At 56.6% G+C, this 20,189-nt stretch carries 19 protein-coding genes; 1 reads left to right on the plus strand and 18 read right to left on the minus strand.

Annotated elements, in window-relative coordinates; genetic code table 11:
• Positions 1-12: 12 nt before the first annotated feature.
• From H9L06_RS06465 to H9L06_RS06505, 9 genes are all read right to left on the minus strand, one after another.
• Complete coding sequence (locus H9L06_RS06465) at positions 13-2,172, minus strand: oxidoreductase (protein WP_187554439.1); 2,160 nt, start codon at positions 2,170-2,172, stop codon at positions 13-15.
• A gap of 152 nt (positions 2,173-2,324) precedes the next feature.
• The gene (locus H9L06_RS06470; protein WP_187554440.1) at positions 2,325-2,762 is read right to left on the minus strand and encodes a hotdog family protein; all 438 of its coding nucleotides are present in this window, start codon (positions 2,760-2,762) and stop codon (positions 2,325-2,327) included.
• Positions 2,763-2,786: 24 nt separating this feature from the next.
• Positions 2,787-5,024 carry an aminotransferase class III-fold pyridoxal phosphate-dependent enzyme gene (locus H9L06_RS06475; protein ID WP_187554441.1) on the minus strand — a complete coding sequence of 746 codons (2,238 nt, stop codon included), beginning with the start codon at positions 5,022-5,024 and terminating at the stop codon, positions 2,787-2,789.
• 209 nt (positions 5,025-5,233) lie between these two features.
• A complete protein-coding gene (locus tag H9L06_RS06480) occupies positions 5,234-6,688 on the minus strand; it encodes an APC family permease (RefSeq protein ID WP_187554442.1) in 1,455 nt (484 codons plus the stop codon).
• 232 nt (positions 6,689-6,920) lie between these two features.
• Positions 6,921-7,088, minus strand: coding sequence for a hypothetical protein (locus H9L06_RS06485; RefSeq protein WP_187554443.1), 168 nt, complete (start codon positions 7,086-7,088; stop codon positions 6,921-6,923).
• A gap of 1 nt (position 7,089) precedes the next feature.
• Positions 7,090-7,293: an FAD-dependent oxidoreductase gene (locus H9L06_RS06490; protein ID WP_187554444.1), complete on the minus strand. Its 204-nt coding sequence runs from the start codon at positions 7,291-7,293 to the stop codon at positions 7,090-7,092.
• A gap of 10 nt (positions 7,294-7,303) precedes the next feature.
• Entirely contained in the window at positions 7,304-7,927 is a 624-nt protein-coding gene (locus tag H9L06_RS06495; RefSeq protein ID WP_223165173.1) for an NAD(P)H oxidoreductase, read from the minus strand.
• Between the two features lie 7 nt (positions 7,928-7,934).
• Positions 7,935-8,369, minus strand: a complete 435-nt coding sequence (locus tag H9L06_RS06500; RefSeq protein WP_187554445.1) for a hypothetical protein — start codon at positions 8,367-8,369, stop codon at positions 7,935-7,937.
• On the minus strand, positions 8,354-9,988 hold the full coding sequence (locus H9L06_RS06505) for a GMC family oxidoreductase (RefSeq protein ID WP_187554446.1): 1,635 nt from the start codon (positions 9,986-9,988) through the stop codon (positions 8,354-8,356). The genes H9L06_RS06500 and H9L06_RS06505 overlap by 16 nt, the downstream gene beginning before the upstream one ends.
• Before the next feature lie 249 nt (positions 9,989-10,237).
• On the opposite strand from H9L06_RS06505, the gene H9L06_RS06510 reads away from it, so the two are divergent.
• Entirely contained in the window at positions 10,238-10,918 is a 681-nt protein-coding gene (locus H9L06_RS06510; RefSeq protein ID WP_187554447.1) for an aspartate/glutamate racemase family protein, read from the plus strand.
• A gap of 8 nt (positions 10,919-10,926) precedes the next feature.
• Here the strand turns inward: H9L06_RS06510 and H9L06_RS06515 are convergent, their stop codons facing one another.
• The 9 genes from H9L06_RS06515 to H9L06_RS06555 form a co-directional block, all read right to left on the minus strand.
• Positions 10,927-11,676, minus strand: a complete 750-nt coding sequence (locus H9L06_RS06515) for an enoyl-CoA hydratase-related protein (RefSeq protein ID WP_187554448.1) — start codon at positions 11,674-11,676, stop codon at positions 10,927-10,929.
• Between the two features lie 49 nt (positions 11,677-11,725).
• Complete coding sequence (locus H9L06_RS06520; RefSeq protein ID WP_223165174.1) at positions 11,726-13,165, minus strand: aldehyde dehydrogenase family protein; 1,440 nt, start codon at positions 13,163-13,165, stop codon at positions 11,726-11,728.
• A 13-nt stretch (positions 13,166-13,178) separates the two neighbouring features.
• Positions 13,179-14,261 (minus strand): cytochrome b/b6 domain-containing protein, encoded by a 1,083-nt coding sequence (locus tag H9L06_RS06525; RefSeq protein WP_187554449.1) that lies wholly within the window; start codon positions 14,259-14,261, stop codon positions 13,179-13,181.
• A gap of 155 nt (positions 14,262-14,416) precedes the next feature.
• Positions 14,417-15,397: an electron transfer flavoprotein subunit alpha/FixB family protein gene (locus H9L06_RS06530; RefSeq protein WP_187554450.1), complete on the minus strand. Its 981-nt coding sequence runs from the start codon at positions 15,395-15,397 to the stop codon at positions 14,417-14,419.
• A 38-nt stretch (positions 15,398-15,435) separates the two neighbouring features.
• Entirely contained in the window at positions 15,436-16,209 is a 774-nt protein-coding gene (locus H9L06_RS06535) for an electron transfer flavoprotein subunit beta/FixA family protein (RefSeq protein ID WP_187554451.1), read from the minus strand.
• Positions 16,210-16,228: 19 nt separating this feature from the next.
• Positions 16,229-17,305, minus strand: a complete 1,077-nt coding sequence (locus H9L06_RS06540; protein ID WP_187554452.1) for a tartrate dehydrogenase — start codon at positions 17,303-17,305, stop codon at positions 16,229-16,231.
• The gene (locus tag H9L06_RS06545) at positions 17,292-17,717 is read right to left on the minus strand and encodes an acyl-CoA thioesterase (protein ID WP_187554453.1); all 426 of its coding nucleotides are present in this window, start codon (positions 17,715-17,717) and stop codon (positions 17,292-17,294) included. The genes H9L06_RS06540 and H9L06_RS06545 overlap by 14 nt, the downstream gene beginning before the upstream one ends.
• Complete coding sequence (locus H9L06_RS06550) at positions 17,718-18,614, minus strand: nitrilase-related carbon-nitrogen hydrolase (RefSeq protein ID WP_187554454.1); 897 nt, start codon at positions 18,612-18,614, stop codon at positions 17,718-17,720. It abuts the gene before it with no gap.
• The gene (locus H9L06_RS06555; protein ID WP_187554455.1) at positions 18,611-20,143 is read right to left on the minus strand and encodes a class I adenylate-forming enzyme family protein; all 1,533 of its coding nucleotides are present in this window, start codon (positions 20,141-20,143) and stop codon (positions 18,611-18,613) included. Before H9L06_RS06555 ends, H9L06_RS06550 begins: the two co-directional genes overlap by 4 nt.
• Between the last annotated feature and the right edge of the window lie 46 nt (positions 20,144-20,189).

Here is a 20,189-nt window from a genome sequence, read left to right on the forward strand (position 1 = left end):
ATTCTTCGAATCTCAGTAGATGCTCGACAAGGCCTTGGCGCCGAGCTGATAATCTTCGGGCGTCGCGTCGATGATTCGGCGCTCACGAATAAATGGCAGCGGCTTCGCGGGATTCTCGGAATCGATCTCACGGGCGAGGCGATGCCCTGAGAATATAGCCTCGGCAATGAAGTGTGGTCGCACACTGTCGCCGATTCGGTGCACCATTGAAACGTCATTCTCAGCCCACTCGTTTCTTCGATCAAGCAGGCCCTTGAAGAGGCCATTGTCTGAGGTTCTTGGGCCGACCAGCACGATATTGTCGAACTCGAACTCCTCTTGCCAGTCGGGAGAAACCAGGGCGACCTTGGAATCTCCGGCCGGTATCACTGAGGTTTCGGTGCGGAGCTTCACTCCGAGATCTCGAAGGTCGCGAAGTGTGTGCGAAATCTCAAGCGTGTACCGCTGATACTCGCCGATATGCTCGCCCCTTGTTGCCAGCACGACTTCACACCCTCGCTTCGCTAGCATCTCTGCAATGCCGGGCCCCATGAAGTATCCGTCGTAGTCGACTACAACGACGCGCTTACCGACCTCAACTCCATCGCGCACTACTTGTTCCGGCGTGAGAACCCTCTCTCCATACACAGGATCGAGACCGATTGGCAGCCGGTTGTAGGGGTCGATGCCGTTACGCATGTAATGCGACCCGGTAGCGGCGATGATTATTCCGGCGCCGTACTCAAGCGCCTCTTCTGCGGTGAATTCGGTGTTGAGGATCACTTCGACGTTGTCGAGCTGGCTGAGTTGTAGCTCACGGTACTCGACGAGGCGACGCCATTCGTGTCGGCCCGGGATATTGGAGACCCAATTGATGCTGCCGCCGATCTTGGAGTCCTTCTCAACGAGGTGCACGTTCTCGAACCCTCGCTTGCCGAGAATCATCGCGCATTCCATGCCCGCTGGACCAGCGCCGATAATGAGCACGGGCTCGTCTCGGTTCTTTGCGGGGGTGAAGTTCTCGGGGTTCCAACCGCGCCGGAATTCCTCGCCCGCTGTCGCATTCTGCGTGCACTGCAGCGGCATTGAAATCATGTCGCGTGAGACACAGATGTTGCATCCAATGCACTCACGAATGTCGCCGATATTATTCGTGCGCACCTTTTCGGGCAAATATGGGTCAGCAATACCCGCACGCGCCGCGCCGATGAAATCGCACTGACCTGATTTCAGCACCTCGACCATTGTGTCTGGGCTGTTGAAGCGCCCGACGTTGACGACTGGTTTTGTTGTAAACGCTTTGAGACCGTCTACCCATTTCTTCTCGTGGTTCTCGGCAACCGTTCGCGAGGACTGCGCGTCAATCCCCCAGTCGACGACTCCCGGGACGAAATCCCAGTAGTCAACGAGGTCATCGAGCTGCTTGATGACCTCTGGTGTGTCGCCATCAGAGCGAAGTCCACGGTCTCCCAGTCCGATGGGCTCGTCGAGCGTATCAACGCCAAGCCGAAGTCCGAACGCGATACCAGGCCCAACTGCGTCACGAACTGCCTGAAGCATTTCGCGCGCAAAGCGGGTGCGGTTCTCAACCGATCCCCCGTACTCATCGGTACGCGTGTTGTAGTAGGGAATGAGAAAGTGAGCGATGATTGACGCAGCGTGACCGGCGTGGAAGGTCACGAGATCGAATCCGGCATCGCGTGCGCGGAGTGCTGCAGACACATAAATCTGCTTGATCTCCTCGATACCTTCACGGTCAAGCTCGAGAAGCGTGCCGGCGTATGCCACTGAGAGGCCCGAATCACCGATTCCGCCAGAAACCATCTTTGGCTGAAGCCCACGGCCTTCTGCCATAGGGTTCACGGATACGTTGTACTCGAGTTCAATACCCGCAAGAGCGCCGTTTCGGCGAATCTCGTCTACGACGAACCTTTGGTTGCGTACGTCTCCCTCGTCCCACATTCGCGACATCTTGAATGGAGTCTTGTCCATGTCTGGAGAGATTGTGTTCGCCTCAGTAAAGACCACACCCCAACCCCCAGCAGCACGTGTTGATCGCACGCCTGCCTGAGAAGCCACATTATCGATGCCGTAGCCAATAGCGTGCGGAGTAGACCAGAAACGGTTCTTCGCAGTGTGCGGCCCGACCTTGATCGGTTCAAACAGTATTGAGTAACGATCTGACAAGGTCATGAGCGCTTCCCCTCTCGCGGCACAAAAACGACATCGAATGTACTCTGAGCGTACGCAACTCCGACGGGTTCATTTCCTGTAAGAATCACAACATAGATCCATTGCTTGCGGAATATTTCCTATCCCTGGAAGCTTGCTATAGAGAGGGAACCCTATTCAGGCTTCTTGCTCCAGAGAAAGACCCATGTTCCGCGCTGACATACCTTGTGTTCGTGGGTGCGAATCTCGAACTCAAACTCCACGATCCCGCGATCAGGCTTGCTTCGGGAAGGTCGAAGCGCAGCAATACGCTGCATAACATAAACCGTGTCCCCGGAGCACACTGGCTCGATGAACGACCAGTCTTTCATCCCGAGCACGGCCATTGCAGTTCCTTCATTGATGCCGAGTCTCACCCAGGCAAGTCCCGTTGCGATCGCGACCGCACCGGCCTCCGGCATTATCAACCTGCCGGAGGGATCCACGTCGACCGCCGACCCGGTAAGACCGACGAACCCGACCACATCTGCGTCAGTGATTGTCCGTCTCGGGGTAATCCACTCTTGCCCAAGAGTGAATTCCTCGAACCAAAGTCCCGGCGCATTCGTCACGATGTCTACTCCTGTCTCGTGCGCTTAACGACTGTTTGCGACCGCACGCCCAATGGTTCGCGCAACAAAGTCGAGTTGGGCATCTGTGATCACCAATGGAGGCCGGATCTTGATCGTGTCCCACGCGAATCCTGTGGCGCTGAGCATGACTCCCTCGCGCCGCGCGAAATCTACGATCGGCTTGCCTGATCCATGGCCATCGAATTCGACACCGAACAGCAGCCCGATTCCCCGGAACCCCTTGAAGTTCGGCGATCCGCCAATTTCCTCGAGAATTCTCTCACGCAGATACGCTCCCTTTCGAGCAGATTCGGCGATGAGGTTTTCGTCTCGAATGACATCGAGCACGGCGAGGCCGGCAGCGGCCGCGACTGGCGACCCGGCGAAGCTACTAAACAGCTCCTGGTGTCGTCCGAGCGCATCGACATCGCTTGAGCGCGCCACCACGGCAGCGATCGGGTATCCATTGCCCATCGGCTTCCCGAGAGTGACGATGTCAGGGCGGAGACCAACAGCCGCAAACGACCACAGATGCTCGCCAGTTCTCGCGTAACCGCCCTGAACTTCATCGACGACGACACGGATTCCGGCAGCGTGTGCCGATGCGCTGAGTGCGGCGTGGTATTCCTTGCTGAAGGTGAGAATTCCGTCGGACCCGTATACAGGATCAACGAACATAGCGGCTGCTTTGAGGTTACGTGAAGCAAGAACATCGATTGCATTCTCAATTGATCCACCGGGCGTGAAGCGCGCTATGCGATCAGCCCGCATATCCTGCAACCACTCACCCGGCGATAGCTCTGTACCGGCCATCGTCACACTGTGGAACGCCATGTCAGTAACGATCGCACCGTCGCGCTCCGAAGCCGCAGACGCGATACGCCATGCGAGATCGTTGGCCTCGCTTCCCGAGTTCATGAACAGTACCGTGTCGAGACCGAGATCCGCAGGCATCGACTCAATAATTCGCTCAGCTAATTGAATCGCGCGCGGATGCAAGTACCGCAAGTTCGTGGAAAGTGTGCGTGTCTCGTCTGCAATCGCTCGGGCAACTCGCGGGTGAGCGTAACCAAGCGAAGGAATGTTGTTATACGCATCGACAAGAACTGTGCCGTCAGCCTCGGTAACGGTGGCGCCACGGCCAGACACCGGGTACAGCGGATCGCTATACGTGAGTGGGACAAGTCCCGACCCAAATACGCGATTCCGCTCTTCAAGGAGAGAGGATTGGGGCAACACCGTCGGATATACGCCAAGCTTCTGCGCAACCGCCTCCGGTCCAAGCTCATCGAGTTGTTCGAGCTGGCTCCACGCAGCACCCTCCCATGCCTCGAGAAAATCAGCATTGTTTGGATGCTCGGCAGCACGCCATGCACCGAGTGTCACCGTCGTAGCAAGTCGTGCTGCAAGCACGTCGCCGAGCAGTTCGCGCTCAAGGGGCTCGAGCGGAGTGATCCTCTCATAACCATCAAGGAAGAGGCGAAACGCTGTGAACAGATCGTCGCCTTGTCGCATGTCACCAAGCGATGTGAACGCTGCAGCAACATCGGCGACGAGTGCGGTATGCGTAAGATCACCAAGATCGATAATTCCGCTCACGATACCGTCATCCATGAGCACGTTATCGAGCAACATGTCGGAATGCACGACCTGCGCGCGCAATGAATTCCAACGCGGCGCAACGCGCGCATCAAAACGCTCGAAGGTCCGCTCTACCATTTGGCGGCGCCCTGACTCACCGAGGTGATGGGTCATATTCCGAACACGGTCGAGTGACTCGATATGCCACAAGACTTTTCGGTCGGCAGAAGGGTGAAAGAAGCCGCGGAGCGCCTTAGCGAATCTCGCGACTGCTTCGCCATACTGCTTGATCTCATCAGACCCAAGGGTCGATCCATGAATCGACGCGGTTCCCTCGAGCTTCGGGTAAACCCGAACGAAATGTCCGTCGAGTGACCCGCTCAGTTCTCCTGTCAAAGTTGGCATCGGTCCCGCGAGTGGAAGATCGGGATCCGCCCGCCTCACCCATTCAGCTGCCGCATTCTCAAGGCTGACATTGCTCTCAAGCTCGGCAGAATTTGAGACTTTCAGAATTCTCTCTTCACAGGATTCACCACGGAGGAGCACAACTTGGTCGCGCTCGCTCGACAGGACTGTCTGAACCTTGCTCGTGAACCCGTAGAGCCGTTCCATAGTTGACTCGAGTTCAGCATGCGAAAACGTCGGAGTTTCATTTGCAAGGATCTGTTCGAGTGTTTCCATATGTCATTCCTACCTCTCGTCTCTCGCATGGACACATGGTTGTTTTACCAAGTGAGTCAAGACTGTCTGGTGTTTCTACCGCCCGGAGCACGCATAACGAGACCAAAAGTGGAGAACGTACTACTCAGCAAACAAAGCTCCCATACATAAGATCTGCCACTCGCGAACGGTTTAGCGAGTGGCAGATCCATCTGGGGCTTAAATGACTACTAGTTGTCTCGCCGGCCGACGTTAGCGTAGATGTCGGGACGGTTCTTCTTCAGGTAGATACCAAGGACGACACCGCTAAGAATGAAGAGCCAGCAGACGGTGAGCATGACAATTGCGGGTGTTCCCACTAGACCACTGAGCAAGTCGAATCTCACGCTCGCGAAAATCATCGCTGCAGTAAATATTGCACCGGCGACGAAGATCAATATAGCGTGCAAAGCGCTGCTCGTTTTGTTCCTAAGAATGTACACACCGATTCCAAAGGACAGAGTCGAGACAAGAATGATCATTCCATATGTCACGAACGACACGACGGTCGCGTAGAGCGTGGCATTCGGGATTCCTGAGACTGCGACGCCGAAGACGCCGACGACAGCGACAATCGAAACTGCTGCAGATGCTTTATATGGTGAGACGTGCCTCGGGTGAGTAGCAGCCATTGCCTTCGGGAAGATCTTATCGACCCCGAAGTTGTACACGTAGCGAGTCAGAATATTGTGAGATGCCAATTGCAACGCAAAGGCGCTGGTAAAGAGCAGAACGTTCGCAAACAGGTAGCCGATGTCGCCAACGTACTCACGCACGCTCGCGCCTGAGGCTCCAGCGACGTCTTGGGTGAGGATCTCCATGACCACTGCAGGACCATAGGCATTGATAAACACCCACGCAAGTACGGCGTAGCTGCCGGCGAGCAGCGCGATGACGCCATAGGTCGCACGCTTAATCGTCTTGTCTGGGTCACGCACCTCCTCGCGGAAAATTACGGTCGCTTCGAATCCACCGAAGATGGTAATTGCGAATAGTGCGCCTACTGCGAGGGCCCCCGAAAACATGTGCTCGGGCGTGAAGGATTCAAAGCTAAATCCGTCAGCACCGCCTTGCGCAAGCACCGCAATGATGTACACGAGAATGAGCAGGAACTCGAGCGAGAGAAATACCGCGAGAACCTTCGCAGAGAACTGAATGTTGAAATGGCCAAGGATTGTCACTACCACGAGGCAACCCAAGCCGACGATCCACCAAGGAATGGGCTCTCCGCCCATAAAGTTCACGACGAAGTCGGAAAATGCTTGGCCGCCAATTACGTACACACTCAGCAGCGCAGCAAAGTAGGTAAGCAACGCTGTAAAGCCGGTACCAAGCCCGACGACTCTGCCGAGGCTCGCTGAAACAAGCGCATAGAAACCGCCGGGGCGTTTGATGGATTCAGAGACATTAATAAGACCTGTTGCAACCACGGTGAGCAATACGCCGGCAGCAAGAATCATCGCCGGCGCACCAAGGCCGTTGCCCCAGAGGATCAGAACGGGAAGGAACCCCATGAAAACCACAGCAGGACCGTTGTAAGCAACAACTGTGAATATGACATCGAGTACGCCTAGGTTGCCATGCAGCTTGCCCTGGGCTTTGGTGTCTGGCGGAATAATCGCCGCTATACCGGTTTCTGAACTCATTAGTTTGTGCTCCTTTGCAGTAGAAAAATGAGACATGACTCAAAAGGTCAAGAAATATCCACCTCAGCCATCTACGTTAGGCTGACCAAAAAATCAACAGCTTGTTTATTTCACGAAGCCGCGCTATCGAATTGGAAATTTCCCAGAATTTGACCAACGCATACAAGTTGGATGGCAGCTGTGTCGTTGAATCCGATAAGAGATCTTCCGCTATTTGGGCAGCGATAGCCTTTCAGCTCGCTATGACGCCAGAGACCCACCCTGTACGGAGATTTGGATGGTCGGTCCCTGCAAAGTACACATTCCTGTGAGGTTTCTCGAAGGCGCGATAGTCGCCGCTCGAGATCCAGCCAGGGTCAACAAGCATCGTCACCCAGTCATGCGTGTCGACGGCGAGCACTTCAACCTCCGGCAGGTATTACACCCCCGATTTCAACCATGTGGTCGGTACCAGAAAACTTCCGGTACCAGGTCCGCCCACCCGGCCTATCGCGCGCCCCCCCTAAAACGAGCACACGATAGCCCTGCTCGGTCAAATCGCGCGCAGCTACCAGCCCAGAGAACCCTGCTCCAATGACAATAACGTCCCACTGTTCCCCCGGCATGGCCTTCCTTTCAAACACTCGTTACGTCTGCAAACGCCACTACCCGTTGCACGGCCCTCCGCGCTTGACTACGGAGTGATGAGACGTGGAATGACATGTCGGCCACTCCTTCAGCCAACGTGTTGTACAGAAATTCCACTTCACTATGTTTGGCACCGCAATATTGCGCAATTCCCACATTGAGGTAGCGCTCCATCATTTCGTCATAGTTACGCTTTGCAAAGGCTTCTTGGGTATCTCCGGCCAGAGCAACCCACAACACCCTTTCGAATCCAATCCTTCGTCCACCTCCGTAGAAGTAACCGTGGTTCCAGACGCGATCGACGTACCCTTTCATCAGGGCAGGAAATGAGTACCACCACACCGGGAAAACAAACACCACTGAGTCAGCCTGACCATATTCTTTGATGTGTTCCATGACATCAGGGCTGTACTCTTTATCGAGATTTTCCCAATCAGGCTCGTCTGGTTCACGGAGAATAGGTTCAAAAGCAGAGCGATATAGGTCGACCACGGTGAGATCATGACCTAAACTCTGCAGCTCATCGATAGCGTCGCTTGCTACCTTCCCAGTGAGCGAGTCCTCCCTTGGATGCGCCCACACCACGATGGTCTTCAGTGTCTTGTCACCCAATGCAGCCCTACTCCGGGGTTGGAACGTAGATTGGTCCGCGCTCGATCACCGGCGCGATGAGCTCTGGCGAGACCAATTGGTCAGGAGTTGCTTCCGCGACTGGGACGCGGCCCTGACCCGGGTAGTTCAATGCCTGTCGCACGTCCTTCGACATGTAGTAGGCGGCATGCAATGCAAAGACGAGACGCTCCGTGTCCTCACCCATCCATTGCTCGACGTCAGCGAGCGAAATCTCGCTCGTTTGAGCTGCCTGCTCACCACATCTGCGAACAATCGGCTCAAGCTTCGGGTCGGCCCGCAGCACTCGATCAAGTAGTTCTCCCTGAGCATCGACGGCAGTCGCTCGAGGCAACACTTCTGTGCCCGGCAGAAGAACATCCATCACCCGGGCTACTCCCTGACGCGTCACGTCATCCATTGTGACCTCTACTTCTTCACACACAGCGGTACCTCCTGATTTGCTGCATTCTCAACAAGATGCTCGGTAGCCCGAGCTGCGAAGGCAGCGATTGTCACTGTCGGATTCACTGCCGACGATGTGACAAAGACGCTGCCGTCCATAACAAACAGATTAGGCACGTCATGCGATCGCCCGAACTCATCAACGACCGATGTTGACGGGTCAGTGCCGCACCGCGCAGTACCGAGTTGATGCCAACCCACACCGGGCATCCAAGGAACTTCTTTGGTTTCATAAGCGCCTGCCGCACGGTGGGCTTCATGCATGCGTTCTACATTCCACTCAAGATTGCGTCTGCTGTCTTCGGAGATGGTGTAATGAATTTTCGGCGCAGGCAATCCTGAGCTGTCGACGAGATCCGGACTCAATGAAACGTAGTTTCGCTCATCTGGAAGATCTTCAATAGTGGCTGCCCACTCAAATGCGTGCCCGAGCGCCTTCTCGACGAGCTTCTGCCCGGCCGCGCCGGTACGCTCCGCGAGCGGCACGTCGTGGTAACGCTCGAGGATATCCATCGGCCCCGGTATTGGCATGAGCGACCACTTGGTTCCGCGAGCAAAGCCTCGACTCAGATCGGTCTCAGCAAACTGCATCGAAAACAGACTTGCGCCGAATGGCCCCATCCAGCCCTGGAGATCCTCTTCGTAGATACCCATCACACCCACGAAGGGGTGGAGCATCAGGTTTTTGCCCACGAGTCCCGATGAGTTGGCAAGACCATTTGGAAAGAGGTTGGAAGTGGACATCTGGAGAATTCTCGATGTGCCAACGCCGTTCGCGCACATAATCACCACTGATGCCGCTGTATGGTGCTCCACTCCCTCGGCATCAATCCAGGTCGCACCCGTCGCGAGACCTCGGTCATTAACGGTCACCTCACGTACTCGCGCCTCGGTGATGATCTTCGCTCCTGCTGCGATGGCCGCGGGCCACATCGCGATATCAAACGACGCCTTTGCACCCTCAGGGCAACCCCACTGGCACATCGCCCAGCGCGCACATGCACCCCGATCACCTTCACCCTTTGAGCGAATCGCCTGGGCTGCTGGCCACCAATGCCAGCCAAGCTTGTTCATTCCCTCGGCGGCTTTCACACCCATTCGTCCAATTGGGAGTGCGGGCAGCGGATGCTCGAGCCCAGGCGGGTATGCGGTATCGCCGGGGTATCCCGACGAGCCCACCATCTCGTTGATGAGGTCGTAATAGGGCTCAAGATCTTCATAGCTGATTGGCCAGTCGTCGGCGATTCCGTACAGGCTATTGAGCTTGAAGTCGGAGGGGATGAGTCGCGGCCACTCCCCCGCAAAGAGCACGGTGCCTCCGCCGACACCATTGAAGTTGATTGGGTGGATCTCAGCTTCGCTCACGTCGCACGGGTAGTCAGTGCGTCGGCCGCGCACATTCGGATCGATCGACCACGAACTCGCACCCAGGACTTCACGCTCGAGCTTGTCACCCGCAATTTCGAGTCGGTTTGTCCATGTGCCCTGCTCAAGCACAGTCACATTGAAGCCGCTCTCAGCCAATACCCGCGCTGAGGTCGCGCCCGAGGGGCCAGCCCCAATAATAAGTACGTCCTGAGCACCGTCCGTGCGGCTCATACTCTCTCCTACTCTCGCCAACGAGTTGCGGTGACCAATTATCGCGAATACCAGGTGGATCGCTGAGGTCTCCATCTCAGTAAAGTGTGAGGAGGGTGAATTCCGTATTGGAAGAAATACATAAGCCCGTCCGGTTATTCAGAAATACTCACGATAGCTATTCTGGCCAAATCGATCATGCTTGAAAGTGGCGAATAAGACGAACTCAACTCGCCCCTTTTACTCACGTATGGCCATTGGAGGCTCGACATGAACGTCAAGACAAAACAGCGGGTACTATTTCTCACCCCGTTCAATTTCAATGATGAGCGTTTCGACGACGAGTTCGACGCACTTGTGCAAAAGCAGTTCGAGTCGCTTCCCGGTGTCGAGGTTGTCGCCGATCACGTAAATCGATTCGATGCTGATGACGATTCTTACGAATCGGTCCAGGAACAGATCGTCGTTGATGCCGTTAAGAATGCAGATGCGGACGGTTTCGATTCGGTGGTTATTGCGTGCTACTACGATCCCGCAGTGCCAGCAGCCCGTTCGGCTGCTCCCGTCCCTGTAATCGGGCCTTTGCAGCTCGTGGCAGGAATGGCAACCCAATACGGGCCGAAGTTTCATCTGATCACCGACATTGATGAAGCTGTTGAGCCTACCGAGCAGCTTCTTACAAGTTATGGGTTCAGCAATGCATCCACCGGAGTCACTGCACTCGGCATCGACGGTGACACTATTCTCAGTGATACGCGAGCGGCCGCAGAGCGTGCCGATCGAATCATTCAGGAGGTTGCAGAAGCAGGTGAAGCGCAATCGGTCATCATCGGTTGCACCATTGTCTCGGCGGCCTATGAGAAGCACCGTGATGAGTTCCCCGACCACGGAGTTCTTGTATTAAACAGCAACAAGCTCGCGCTTGAGGGAGCGGCAATTCTCAGTCGATAGCTGCCACTTCAGTCGGCCCAGTGAGGGGGTCGCCGCTCGAAGAAAGCGGCGATTCCCTCAGCCATTTCTGGGCCGCGGCGAACGCTCTCAAGATGCTCCTCAGTAGCATTCCACCCTACGGCTTCCACGTGTTCCCACACTTGGTCGCGAACCGCGAGAGTGGCTCGAATTGATGCGGGAGACGCTTTACGAATACGCCGAGCAAACTCGACCGCTGCTGACAAAGCTTTGCCAGGCTCGCAGAGCTCATTCACGAAACCGAACGCATACGCGCGCTCAGCGCTTAACGCTTCGCCAGTGAGCAATAGCTCATTGGCTACGTTACGAGGAAGCGCTCGCTGCGCACGAAACATGCCGCCGGATGCTGCAAGCGTTCCACGAGTCGCCTCCGGCAGGGCAAACCTTGCTTCTCTCGACGCAACAATGAGGTCACACGCGAGAGCGATTTCGAATCCGCCCCCGAAGGCGACGCCCTCAACCGCCGCTATAAGCGGTTTCGTGCGTCGCCTTCGAATCACTCCGTATTCGCCACCCCTCGGCATATAGTTTGAGCCGATTTCTGCTTTGAGGTCGCTTCCCGCGCAGAACACGCCTCCAGTCCCGGTAATCACTCCCGCACGAAGCGACGAATCGTCTTCGAGTTCATTGAGCGCTGACTCAATCTGCTCCGAGGTATTGCGATCGATCGCATTCCGTTTTTCATAACGATCAATCGTCACCACGAGCGTCGAATCGAATCGCTCAGTCACCACAGACATATGCGCGTCCTTCGAGTAAACGGTAGTTAATCTTCCAGGAACTAAAGCCTTACGACGTCTGCGTCATCACGTGCTTGTAGCGCGAGTACTCCTCGAGAGCCATCATTGAAAGCTCCTTTCCGTACCCTGAATTTCCGAATCCGCCGAACGGTGCCTCAGGCAGTACTTGGAGGTGGGTGTTAATCCACACAGTCCCGAAGTTCAGTTCGCGCGCCGCCCGTTGCGTGATGTTCTGGTCGTTGCTCCAGACACTTCCCGCGAGACCATACTGGCAGTCGTTTGCCCACCGCAGCATTTGATCTTCCGTCTCTGCGCGCTGAATGGATACGACTGGCCCGAATACCTCTTCTCGAATAATCTCGGAGTCCTGAGCCGCATCCAGCACGACCGTAGGCGAAACGAAGTAACCACCGTCTCCGGCAACGTCTCCACCCAGCGCAATATTTGCATATCCACGAGCACGGTCAACGAATCCCTGCACAGAGTCACGGTGCACTGCAGACACGAGCGGCCCCATGGTTGTCGTCTCATCGAGGCCCTGGCCCATTACGATCTGCTTGGCGAAATCGAGGTAATGCCCTACGAATTCGTCGTAGGCTGCTTCGTGAACAATGACGCGGCAGGCGGCAGTGCAATCTTGCCCCGAGTTGGCGAAGCCGGTACCGACAAGGTATTCTGCAGCGGCCCGGAGATCGATATCGGGGTGGACCATCACTGGTGCCTTACCTCCAAGCTCGAGGTGCATCCGCTTCAGGGTTCGAGCTCCCTCAGCCGCAACCTGCTTACCGGTACTCGTGGCACCTGTGAGTGAAAGGAGTCCGACACCTGGGTGCGCAACGAGCGCTTTGCCGCCCGTCGAGTTGCCGAGCACCAGGTTCAGCACACCTGGGGGGAAGATCTCTTGAGCAATTTCAAACAATCGCGTCGTCGATAGTGGGGTTATACCGGTAACTTTCATGACGACCGTGTTGCCCGCAGCGAGCGCCGGACTGATCTTCCAGACCGCTTCGAGAAGCGGGAAGTTCCACGGGATGATGAGGCCGACGACTCCGATTGGTTCGCGCTCGACACGCGAGTACAGGCCTGGACCAACTTCACCTAGTGACGAGCCATGCGCGAGACGCGCCGCGCCGGCGAAGTATCGAAGTGGATCGGTGTGGAAAGGGATCTCATCGCGTGCAGTCGAAATCGGCTTTCCGACATCGAGTGACTCGAGGCGCGCAAAGGTCTCACCCTCGGCCTCGATCGCATCCGCGAGGCGGAGGAGCATTTCGGACCGTTCGGCAGCGGTCGTGCGACGCCACGACTGGAAAGCTCGAGCGGCTGCCTGCACTGCCGCGTCGACGTCTTGCTCCGTGGCAACCGCCTGCGCACCCACCTCTTCGCCGGTGCTCGGATTAAATACCGCCTGCTTCTCTGAGCTATCAACGCGCTCACCGCCGATTACATGGTGTAAGCGAGGTAGCGTCGGCATTGTTACGAGAGTCATTTTCTTTACCTAACTATTTCGAGAGAGTTCCGGTGCGAGCAGCAATCGGACGTATGAATATTGGTTGAGTGAGCCACCATGCGGCAGCGATGACGACGAGCGATCCACCGAATACTGCGAGGCCCCACCAGTCGACGACGTCTCGCGATGTGAACATGTGGTTGAGGTTGCGAAGGGCGCCTGTGAAAAACACAAGGAATATGTGGACAATGGTGAACCCGACGAAGTAGAGCATTACCGGGAAATGGATCGCCCGCGCAATTTCGACGGGATATATCTTCGTCAAGCCCGCGTGCTGATCAGGCCACCACGTGGAGAACCTAATGCCTGAGATCACAGCAAACGGCGCCGCAATAAACACGGTTATGAAGTAGGCGAACACCTGCAAGGCGTTGTAGTGGATCCAGCCATTCTCCAGCGGCCAATTCAGTGACGCATACTGCAGCCCCGAAGAAAGGGCGTTCGGGAAGAACTCCCAGCTTGTCGGCACGATTTTCTGCCAGTGCCCCGTGACCAGGAGGAGCACGACAAACACAATACCGTTCACTACCCACAACACATCGAGCGACTGGTGCACCCACTGGGTAAGGCTCACCTTTTTCGGGGTCGCCCCTCTCGGGGAGAAGAAAGAACGCTCCTTCGGCTTCCAGTATCCGGGTGACTTCTTCTCGAGCCGCACCTGAAGGCCGGTGCGAACTATGAGCACCATGAAGAACATGTTGAAGAAGTGCTGCCACCCGATCCAGGCAGGCAGACCCACCGGTGCCGACTCCGGGAGTGCGACGTGTCCGGGATAAGTCGTCAGGAACTGCTGCACCTCAGGTAAGGTTCGCAACCAACGAGCAACGAGAACCACCCCAACCGCCGCAGCAACCAGAATCGCGCAGAAAATAGCGCGTCGAAGCCACCGCTTGCCTGGTTCGGTCGCGTTTTGCGATGCTGTCGCTGGGACGGCAGGTTGTTCCGCGGGGACCTCGGGCTGTGGAGTAACAGTGGCGGCCCCCATCCGGGTACGCTGAGCCGATGCCGCCGGCGCATCAGCCATTCTTGTGCGGTTCGCAGGAGCTGCCTCCGAAACCGTAGCTGATGCTCCCATACGCGTTCGATTCGGAGCCGGCTTTCCAGCTTCCAAGCCGCTTGGGGCTGACGCGGCGGAGCGAGTTGGGGCAGCATGCTGCCCCATCCTCTGCCGTCGCGGACCTTCTGGTCGACTCTCATCAGACATTTGCTTGTTCTCTCTTATCGCGCGGCTCAGGCGCCGCGTCGAGCCTTGATGCCTTCGATTACCTGCGGCACGACCGTGAAGATGTCGCCTACGATTCCGAAATCTGCGACTTCGAAGATTGGCGCGTCCGCATCCTTATTGATGGCAACGATTGTCTTTGAAGTCTGCATCCCAGCGCGGTGCTGAATCGCGCCTGAGATGCCGAGTGCCACGTACAGTTGAGGCGTTACCGTTACCCCTGTCTGACCCACCTGGTAAGACTGTGGCACATACCCTGCATCGACAGCGGCGCGTGATGCCCCAACTCCGGCACCAAGCGCGTCGGCAAGTTGCTCGACGATTCCGAAGTCTTCCTTTGAGCCGACACCGCGACCACCCGAGACAACAATATCTGCCTCGCGAAGTGCGGGCCTATCAGACTCGGCAACGACGGGTGTCGCACTAACCACCTGTGCGCTGCGACCGGTAACCTCGGGGCGGAGTTCGACGACCTCAGGGTTGTCTTGAGCCGGAGCTGCACCTTCAACGGCACCAGAACGGAGCGTGATGATGAGTGGACCGCCATCAACAGCTGACTCAGTGATGTAGTCGCCGCCGAAGACTGAGTGTTCTGCAATGACTTCATCGCCTTCAGAATCGAAACGAAGACCCGTGACATCGACTGCAACGGAACCGCCGGATCGCACAGCAAGGCGACCCGCAATTGAGCGCGAATCATTTGTATTCGGCAGGATCACCGCGTGCGGCGACGACTCAGAAATGGCTGCTGTGAGGAGTGCAGTCGCATCGGCGCCCAAGTCCGCTGGATTGCTCGCTGCGGCTGTGTAAATCTTGGCAGCACCGATGGCACCGAGTTGGGCACCAAGAGCGGTGTTATCGCCCGTTTGAGACGGGACTACCACGGCAATTGGCGTCCCGACCGAAGCGGCGGCGGCGAGAATACCGGCTGCGTTCGGCTTGATTTCGCCAGTATCGGTGGTTTCAATGAAAGCAAGTACGTTTACCATAATTCTGTTTCCGTTCGAATCTTGTAATGCCCGCGCGCCTAGATAACCTTCTGCGCGGCGAGGAAATCGATGAGTTGGGTCGCTGCGCTGCCATCATCAACAACCTTCGGACCGGCTGTACGTGCTGGCCGCTCTGTAGCGGAGACCATGACCGAACTCGCGGCGCGAGCCTGACCAGCGTTAGGCAGGTCGGCCAAGCTCCATGTGGTGTAGGGCTTCTTCTTTGCCTGCATAATCCCCTTAAAGTTCGGGAATCGCGGCTCTGCGGAACGCTCGGTAATCGAGATGATAGCCGGGAGCTCTGCGGTCAGCTGAATCTGCTCCGCCTCTGCTGTGAGATCGCCGCTCACCGCTGAGTTCGAGATCTCCACCGTGTTCAGAGCCGGAAGCACCGGCCAACCCACATACTCAGCGATCATCGCCGGCACTACTCCGCCACGACCGTCAGTTGACTCGTTACCCGCAATGACGAGGTCAGGATTGAGCTTCTCTACAGCCGATGCGAGAATTTCGGCCGTCCGTGCGGCATCGGAGCCGGCAATAGCATCATCCGTGATCACTACAGCAGAGTCCGCACCCATTGCGAGCAACTTGCGGATCGACGGTTCGGCACCAGCAGGCACAACAGAAACGACGATAATTTCGGCATCATTTCCCGAATCCCTGAAGCTCAATGCGTGCTCGAGTGCCCGCTCGTTGATCTCATCGGGCACAGACTCGGCCGACGCGCGGTCAAGAATTCCGCTATTGGGATCTAGCTTTCGAGTGCCCGCGGTGTCGGGAACTTCTTTTGCAAGAACGACGATCTTCATCTTGAACCTCTCTCAGATTTCAATGTTTGGTGTTGATTTGTTCAATCACGGCTGCTGTGAATTCTTCGGTGCTCAGGCTGCCACCGAGATCCGGCGTAGAGTGTCCCAACGCAACGACGGACTCAAATGCCCCAGTGAGCTCGGCTGCGGCCGCTTTCTGACCAAGGTGTTCGAGCATCATGGCTCCCGCCCACATTTGCCCAATAGGGTTTGCGAGACCCTTCCCTGCGATGTCGGGCGCGGAGCCGTGAACAGGCTCGAATAATGATGGAAACTCGTGCTCGGGATTCAGGTTGGCCGAGGGCGCGATTCCGATCGAACCAGCGGCAGCAGACAACAGGTCCGAAAGAATGTCGCCAAATAGATTCGAAGCAACAACTACATCTAAAGTGTCTGGCCGAAGCACTCCGCGCGCTGCAAGCGCATCGATGAGTACCGGTTCGATTGTCACGCTACTGAACTCTTTGCCCACCTCGTCAATGACCTCATCCCAGAAGGGCATCGAGTGGATAATTCCGTTCGACTTCGTCGCGGACACGAGCCTTCCGCTCCGCCTCGAAGCGAGGTCGAGGGCGAACCTTGCAACACGTTCCACTCCACGTCGGGTGAATAGCGCTTCCTGAATTGCGAGCTCTTCCGGTCTTCCTCGATAAGCGCGGCCTCCGAGCTCAGAGTATTCCCCTTCGACATTCTCCCGAACAACGAGAAGATCGATAGAGTCTGCCCCGGTAACACGAGGCTTCAGCCCCGGGAGCAACTTCGTCGGACGAAGGTTTATGTACTGCATAAAATCGCGGCGAATTGGGATCAGCAGGCCCCAGAGCGTGATGTGATCGGGAATATCGGGTGTGCCTACCGCGCCGAGAAAGATTCCATCCCCGTCTGCGAGTTGTTCGATACCATTTGCAGGCATCATGGTTCCATCGCGAAGGTACCGCTCCGAACTCCAATCCCGTTCACGCCACGTAATCGTAAAATCATGTTTCGCGGCCAACATATCGATGCAGGCGATTGCCGGCGGCATTACTTCTTGGCCTATGCCGTCACCAGCTATGACATCAATTGCGTAAGACTGTTTGATCTCACTGTTTTCCATTTGGATCCTTCTCACTTCTTAACGCTGCCCTAAGAGCGGTCGCGACTTTTTCGGGGAGAGGTACAGACTTTTCTTCTTTGGCATCGACATTGACGTGCACCATCGTGAGTTCGGCTATAAGTTCGCTCTTTCGAGAGATCACATTGCGTAACTCGAAACTGCTCGTGCCCACCCGCACGCACTGCACATCAACATCGAGTAGGTCGTCATAACGCGCCGGCACGGCAAACTGCGCATTAACACTGACCACCGACGGATCCGCACCGAGCTCATTGAGTTCCCCGTAGGTCCACCCAAGTGTCCGGATGAATTCCGCGAAAGCTACGTCGCAAATCTCGAGGTATCGGCCGTTGAAGAGAAAGCCCTGTTGGTCAACCTCGTGATAGCGGACATGGTGAGAATAGACGTGCATTTACACGGGCTCCTCACGCAGCTTGCGGTAGAGATCGGGTCGGTGCAGTTTCAGTCCGGGAGCCTCAGGCTTCTCGCGTGATTGAAGTAACAGTTCGCGGTCGAGATCCGCATACAGAATCATCTCCCCGGCCTCCTCTGAGGCAGCGAGCAGGCCATCATTCAACCCGAAGGTGCGATCCACCGGTGTAGCGACGAGCGATTTACCTACCGCATGCATCGGCGCATCAAGAGGAAAACCACTCGAACCGACGAGAGGCGACATCACAACATACATTTGATTCTCGATAGCCCGCGCCTGGGAGCCGGTCTTTACCCGATGCACTCCTCTGCGGTTCCACGTGAGCGACGGGCAGACGATAAGTTCGACTCCGCGTTCCATGAGGTACCGAGAGAGCTCGGGGAACTGGATGTCGGCGCAAATAAGCAGACCCGCAGTAAATGGCCCGATCTGTGTCACGAGCAAATCGTCCCCGCCACGGGCACCCATGTCATGCTCCGGCGGCGTCAAGTGCATTTTGTCTTGCGTCTCGAGTCGGCCATCAGGGTGGGCGAGAAACGCGGTATTTCGAAGTGTGCCGTCATCAGCAATGCGGTTATGACTACCGCTCATCACCCAAACGCCATACTTCTTCGCGAGATCTTGAGTTGCCTCCGCGATCGCGTCGGAAAACGGCGCGAGATGCTGCCAGTAATCGTCACCAATTGTCTTGCCGGTGACTTCGTGATCCGAAATGGTCGCGAGCAAGCCACTACTCGCGAATTCAGGGAATACGACGAGTTCGGCACCGTGCTGCACAGCTTCGGCAACGAGTACCTCAGTGTGGCTGAGGTACTCCTCAAGCGTCGACTCCTTGCGCAATTCGAATTGCACACTTGCGACTCGAAACGTGGTCATGACCGCACTCCTTCTTGAAGCATCTGCCGAACCTTTGATCGATTGATCTTCTGTGTCGTCGAGTTGAGGGGAAGTTCGTCAACGCGCACGAATCGCGACGGAACCTTGAATCGGGCAAGGCGCTCAGTGACAAACGCTTCGAGCTCCTCATCTGCAATGTCCGCACCGTCGGCAAGTTGAATGACTGCGACGACTTCTTCACCGTATTCCGGGTCGGGTACTCCGACTACGGCGGCCTCGAGTACGGAATTATGTTCGCGCAGTGTGCTCTCAACTTCACCCGGCGAAACGTTGCTTCCGCCACGAATGATCATGTCGGAGAGTCGGCCAACAACATACACATAACCGTCGGAGTCAACCCGCACGAGGTCCTTGGTCTTGTACCAACCGTCGTCGGTGAGGGATTCAGCCGTGAGTTCTGGGTCGTTCCAGTATCCGAGCATAAGTCCGGGTCCACTTGCGAGCGCCTCACCAGTCTCTCCTGGTGCGACGTCACGACCTTCCGCGTCGACCACCCGCATCAGGGCGTTGGGAACAATGCGCCCTGCCGACCCCTGCTTTGGCTCGGGGTCGAGTCGCGGATCATAAGTAATGAGAGGGAAGCTCTCTGAGGGGCAATACGTGTCGTGCACGGGGATTGACGTGTACTTGCGGAGCAAGTTGAAAGCCTGCTCGTTCCGTGGCTCGCCACCGGAAACGATAAGTCGAAGAGACGACAGGTCCCAACGGCGCTCGTCGCTATCGAGGAATCTCGCCAACTTTCCTAGCACCGTCGTGACCGTTGGGAAGATAGTGACCCGACGGCGCTCGATAGCTTCAGCAATCAGTTCGGGACGCGACCTCCGGAGTGAAACTACGGTTCCCCCAACAAGGAGGGTCGACATCGAGGAGGTGTCGAGACCGTAAAGCCAAGCCATGGGAAGGCTCACAAGTGTGACGTCATGAGATTGCAGCCCCCACACATCAGCGTAGACACGGGCACCGTTGTAGAGAGCTCTTGCGCTGAGCATGATTGCCTTGGGCCGCGAAGTTGTTCCCGACGAGTAACAGATCAGGCTCAGGGGCTCACGAAGATCCGTGGGAGTGGGAGCTACATCGGTCGCAACGCTCTCAACGACAAAGTCTGCAGTGTCAATGAGCGTGATGGGGAGACCCTCCCTCACAGCCCCTCGTACGAGATCTTCGGTTCCGGTGTCGCTGAGCACAAGCACAGGGTCGGAGTCTGCGAGCGTTGACTCGAGATCTTTCTGAGGGATCGACGGGTAGATGGTGACAAGCACGCCGCGCGCGACCCATACCGCAATTGCGGTCATGATGAAGTTTGCGGAGTTCTCGGCGATGATAGCCACCCGACCCCCTGCCTGCAGACCGCCCGAACGCAACTGCGCTGCCCGGTCCTCGACTGTCTCACGCATCTCGCTGTAGGTGACGTGGTCTTCACCGTCGATAAACGCAATCGCGTCAGGAGTGGCGTGTGCGATTGCGCTCAGTTCTGAGTAGTACCGTTCCTGGTCAGTAGATGCACGCATCAGGATCCTCTTTCTACTTGGCGCCACACTGAGAGGTGCTTCGACA

The organism is Leucobacter denitrificans (assembly GCF_014396385.1).
In the GTDB taxonomy this organism is placed as follows: domain Bacteria; phylum Actinomycetota; class Actinomycetes; order Actinomycetales; family Microbacteriaceae; genus Leucobacter; species Leucobacter denitrificans.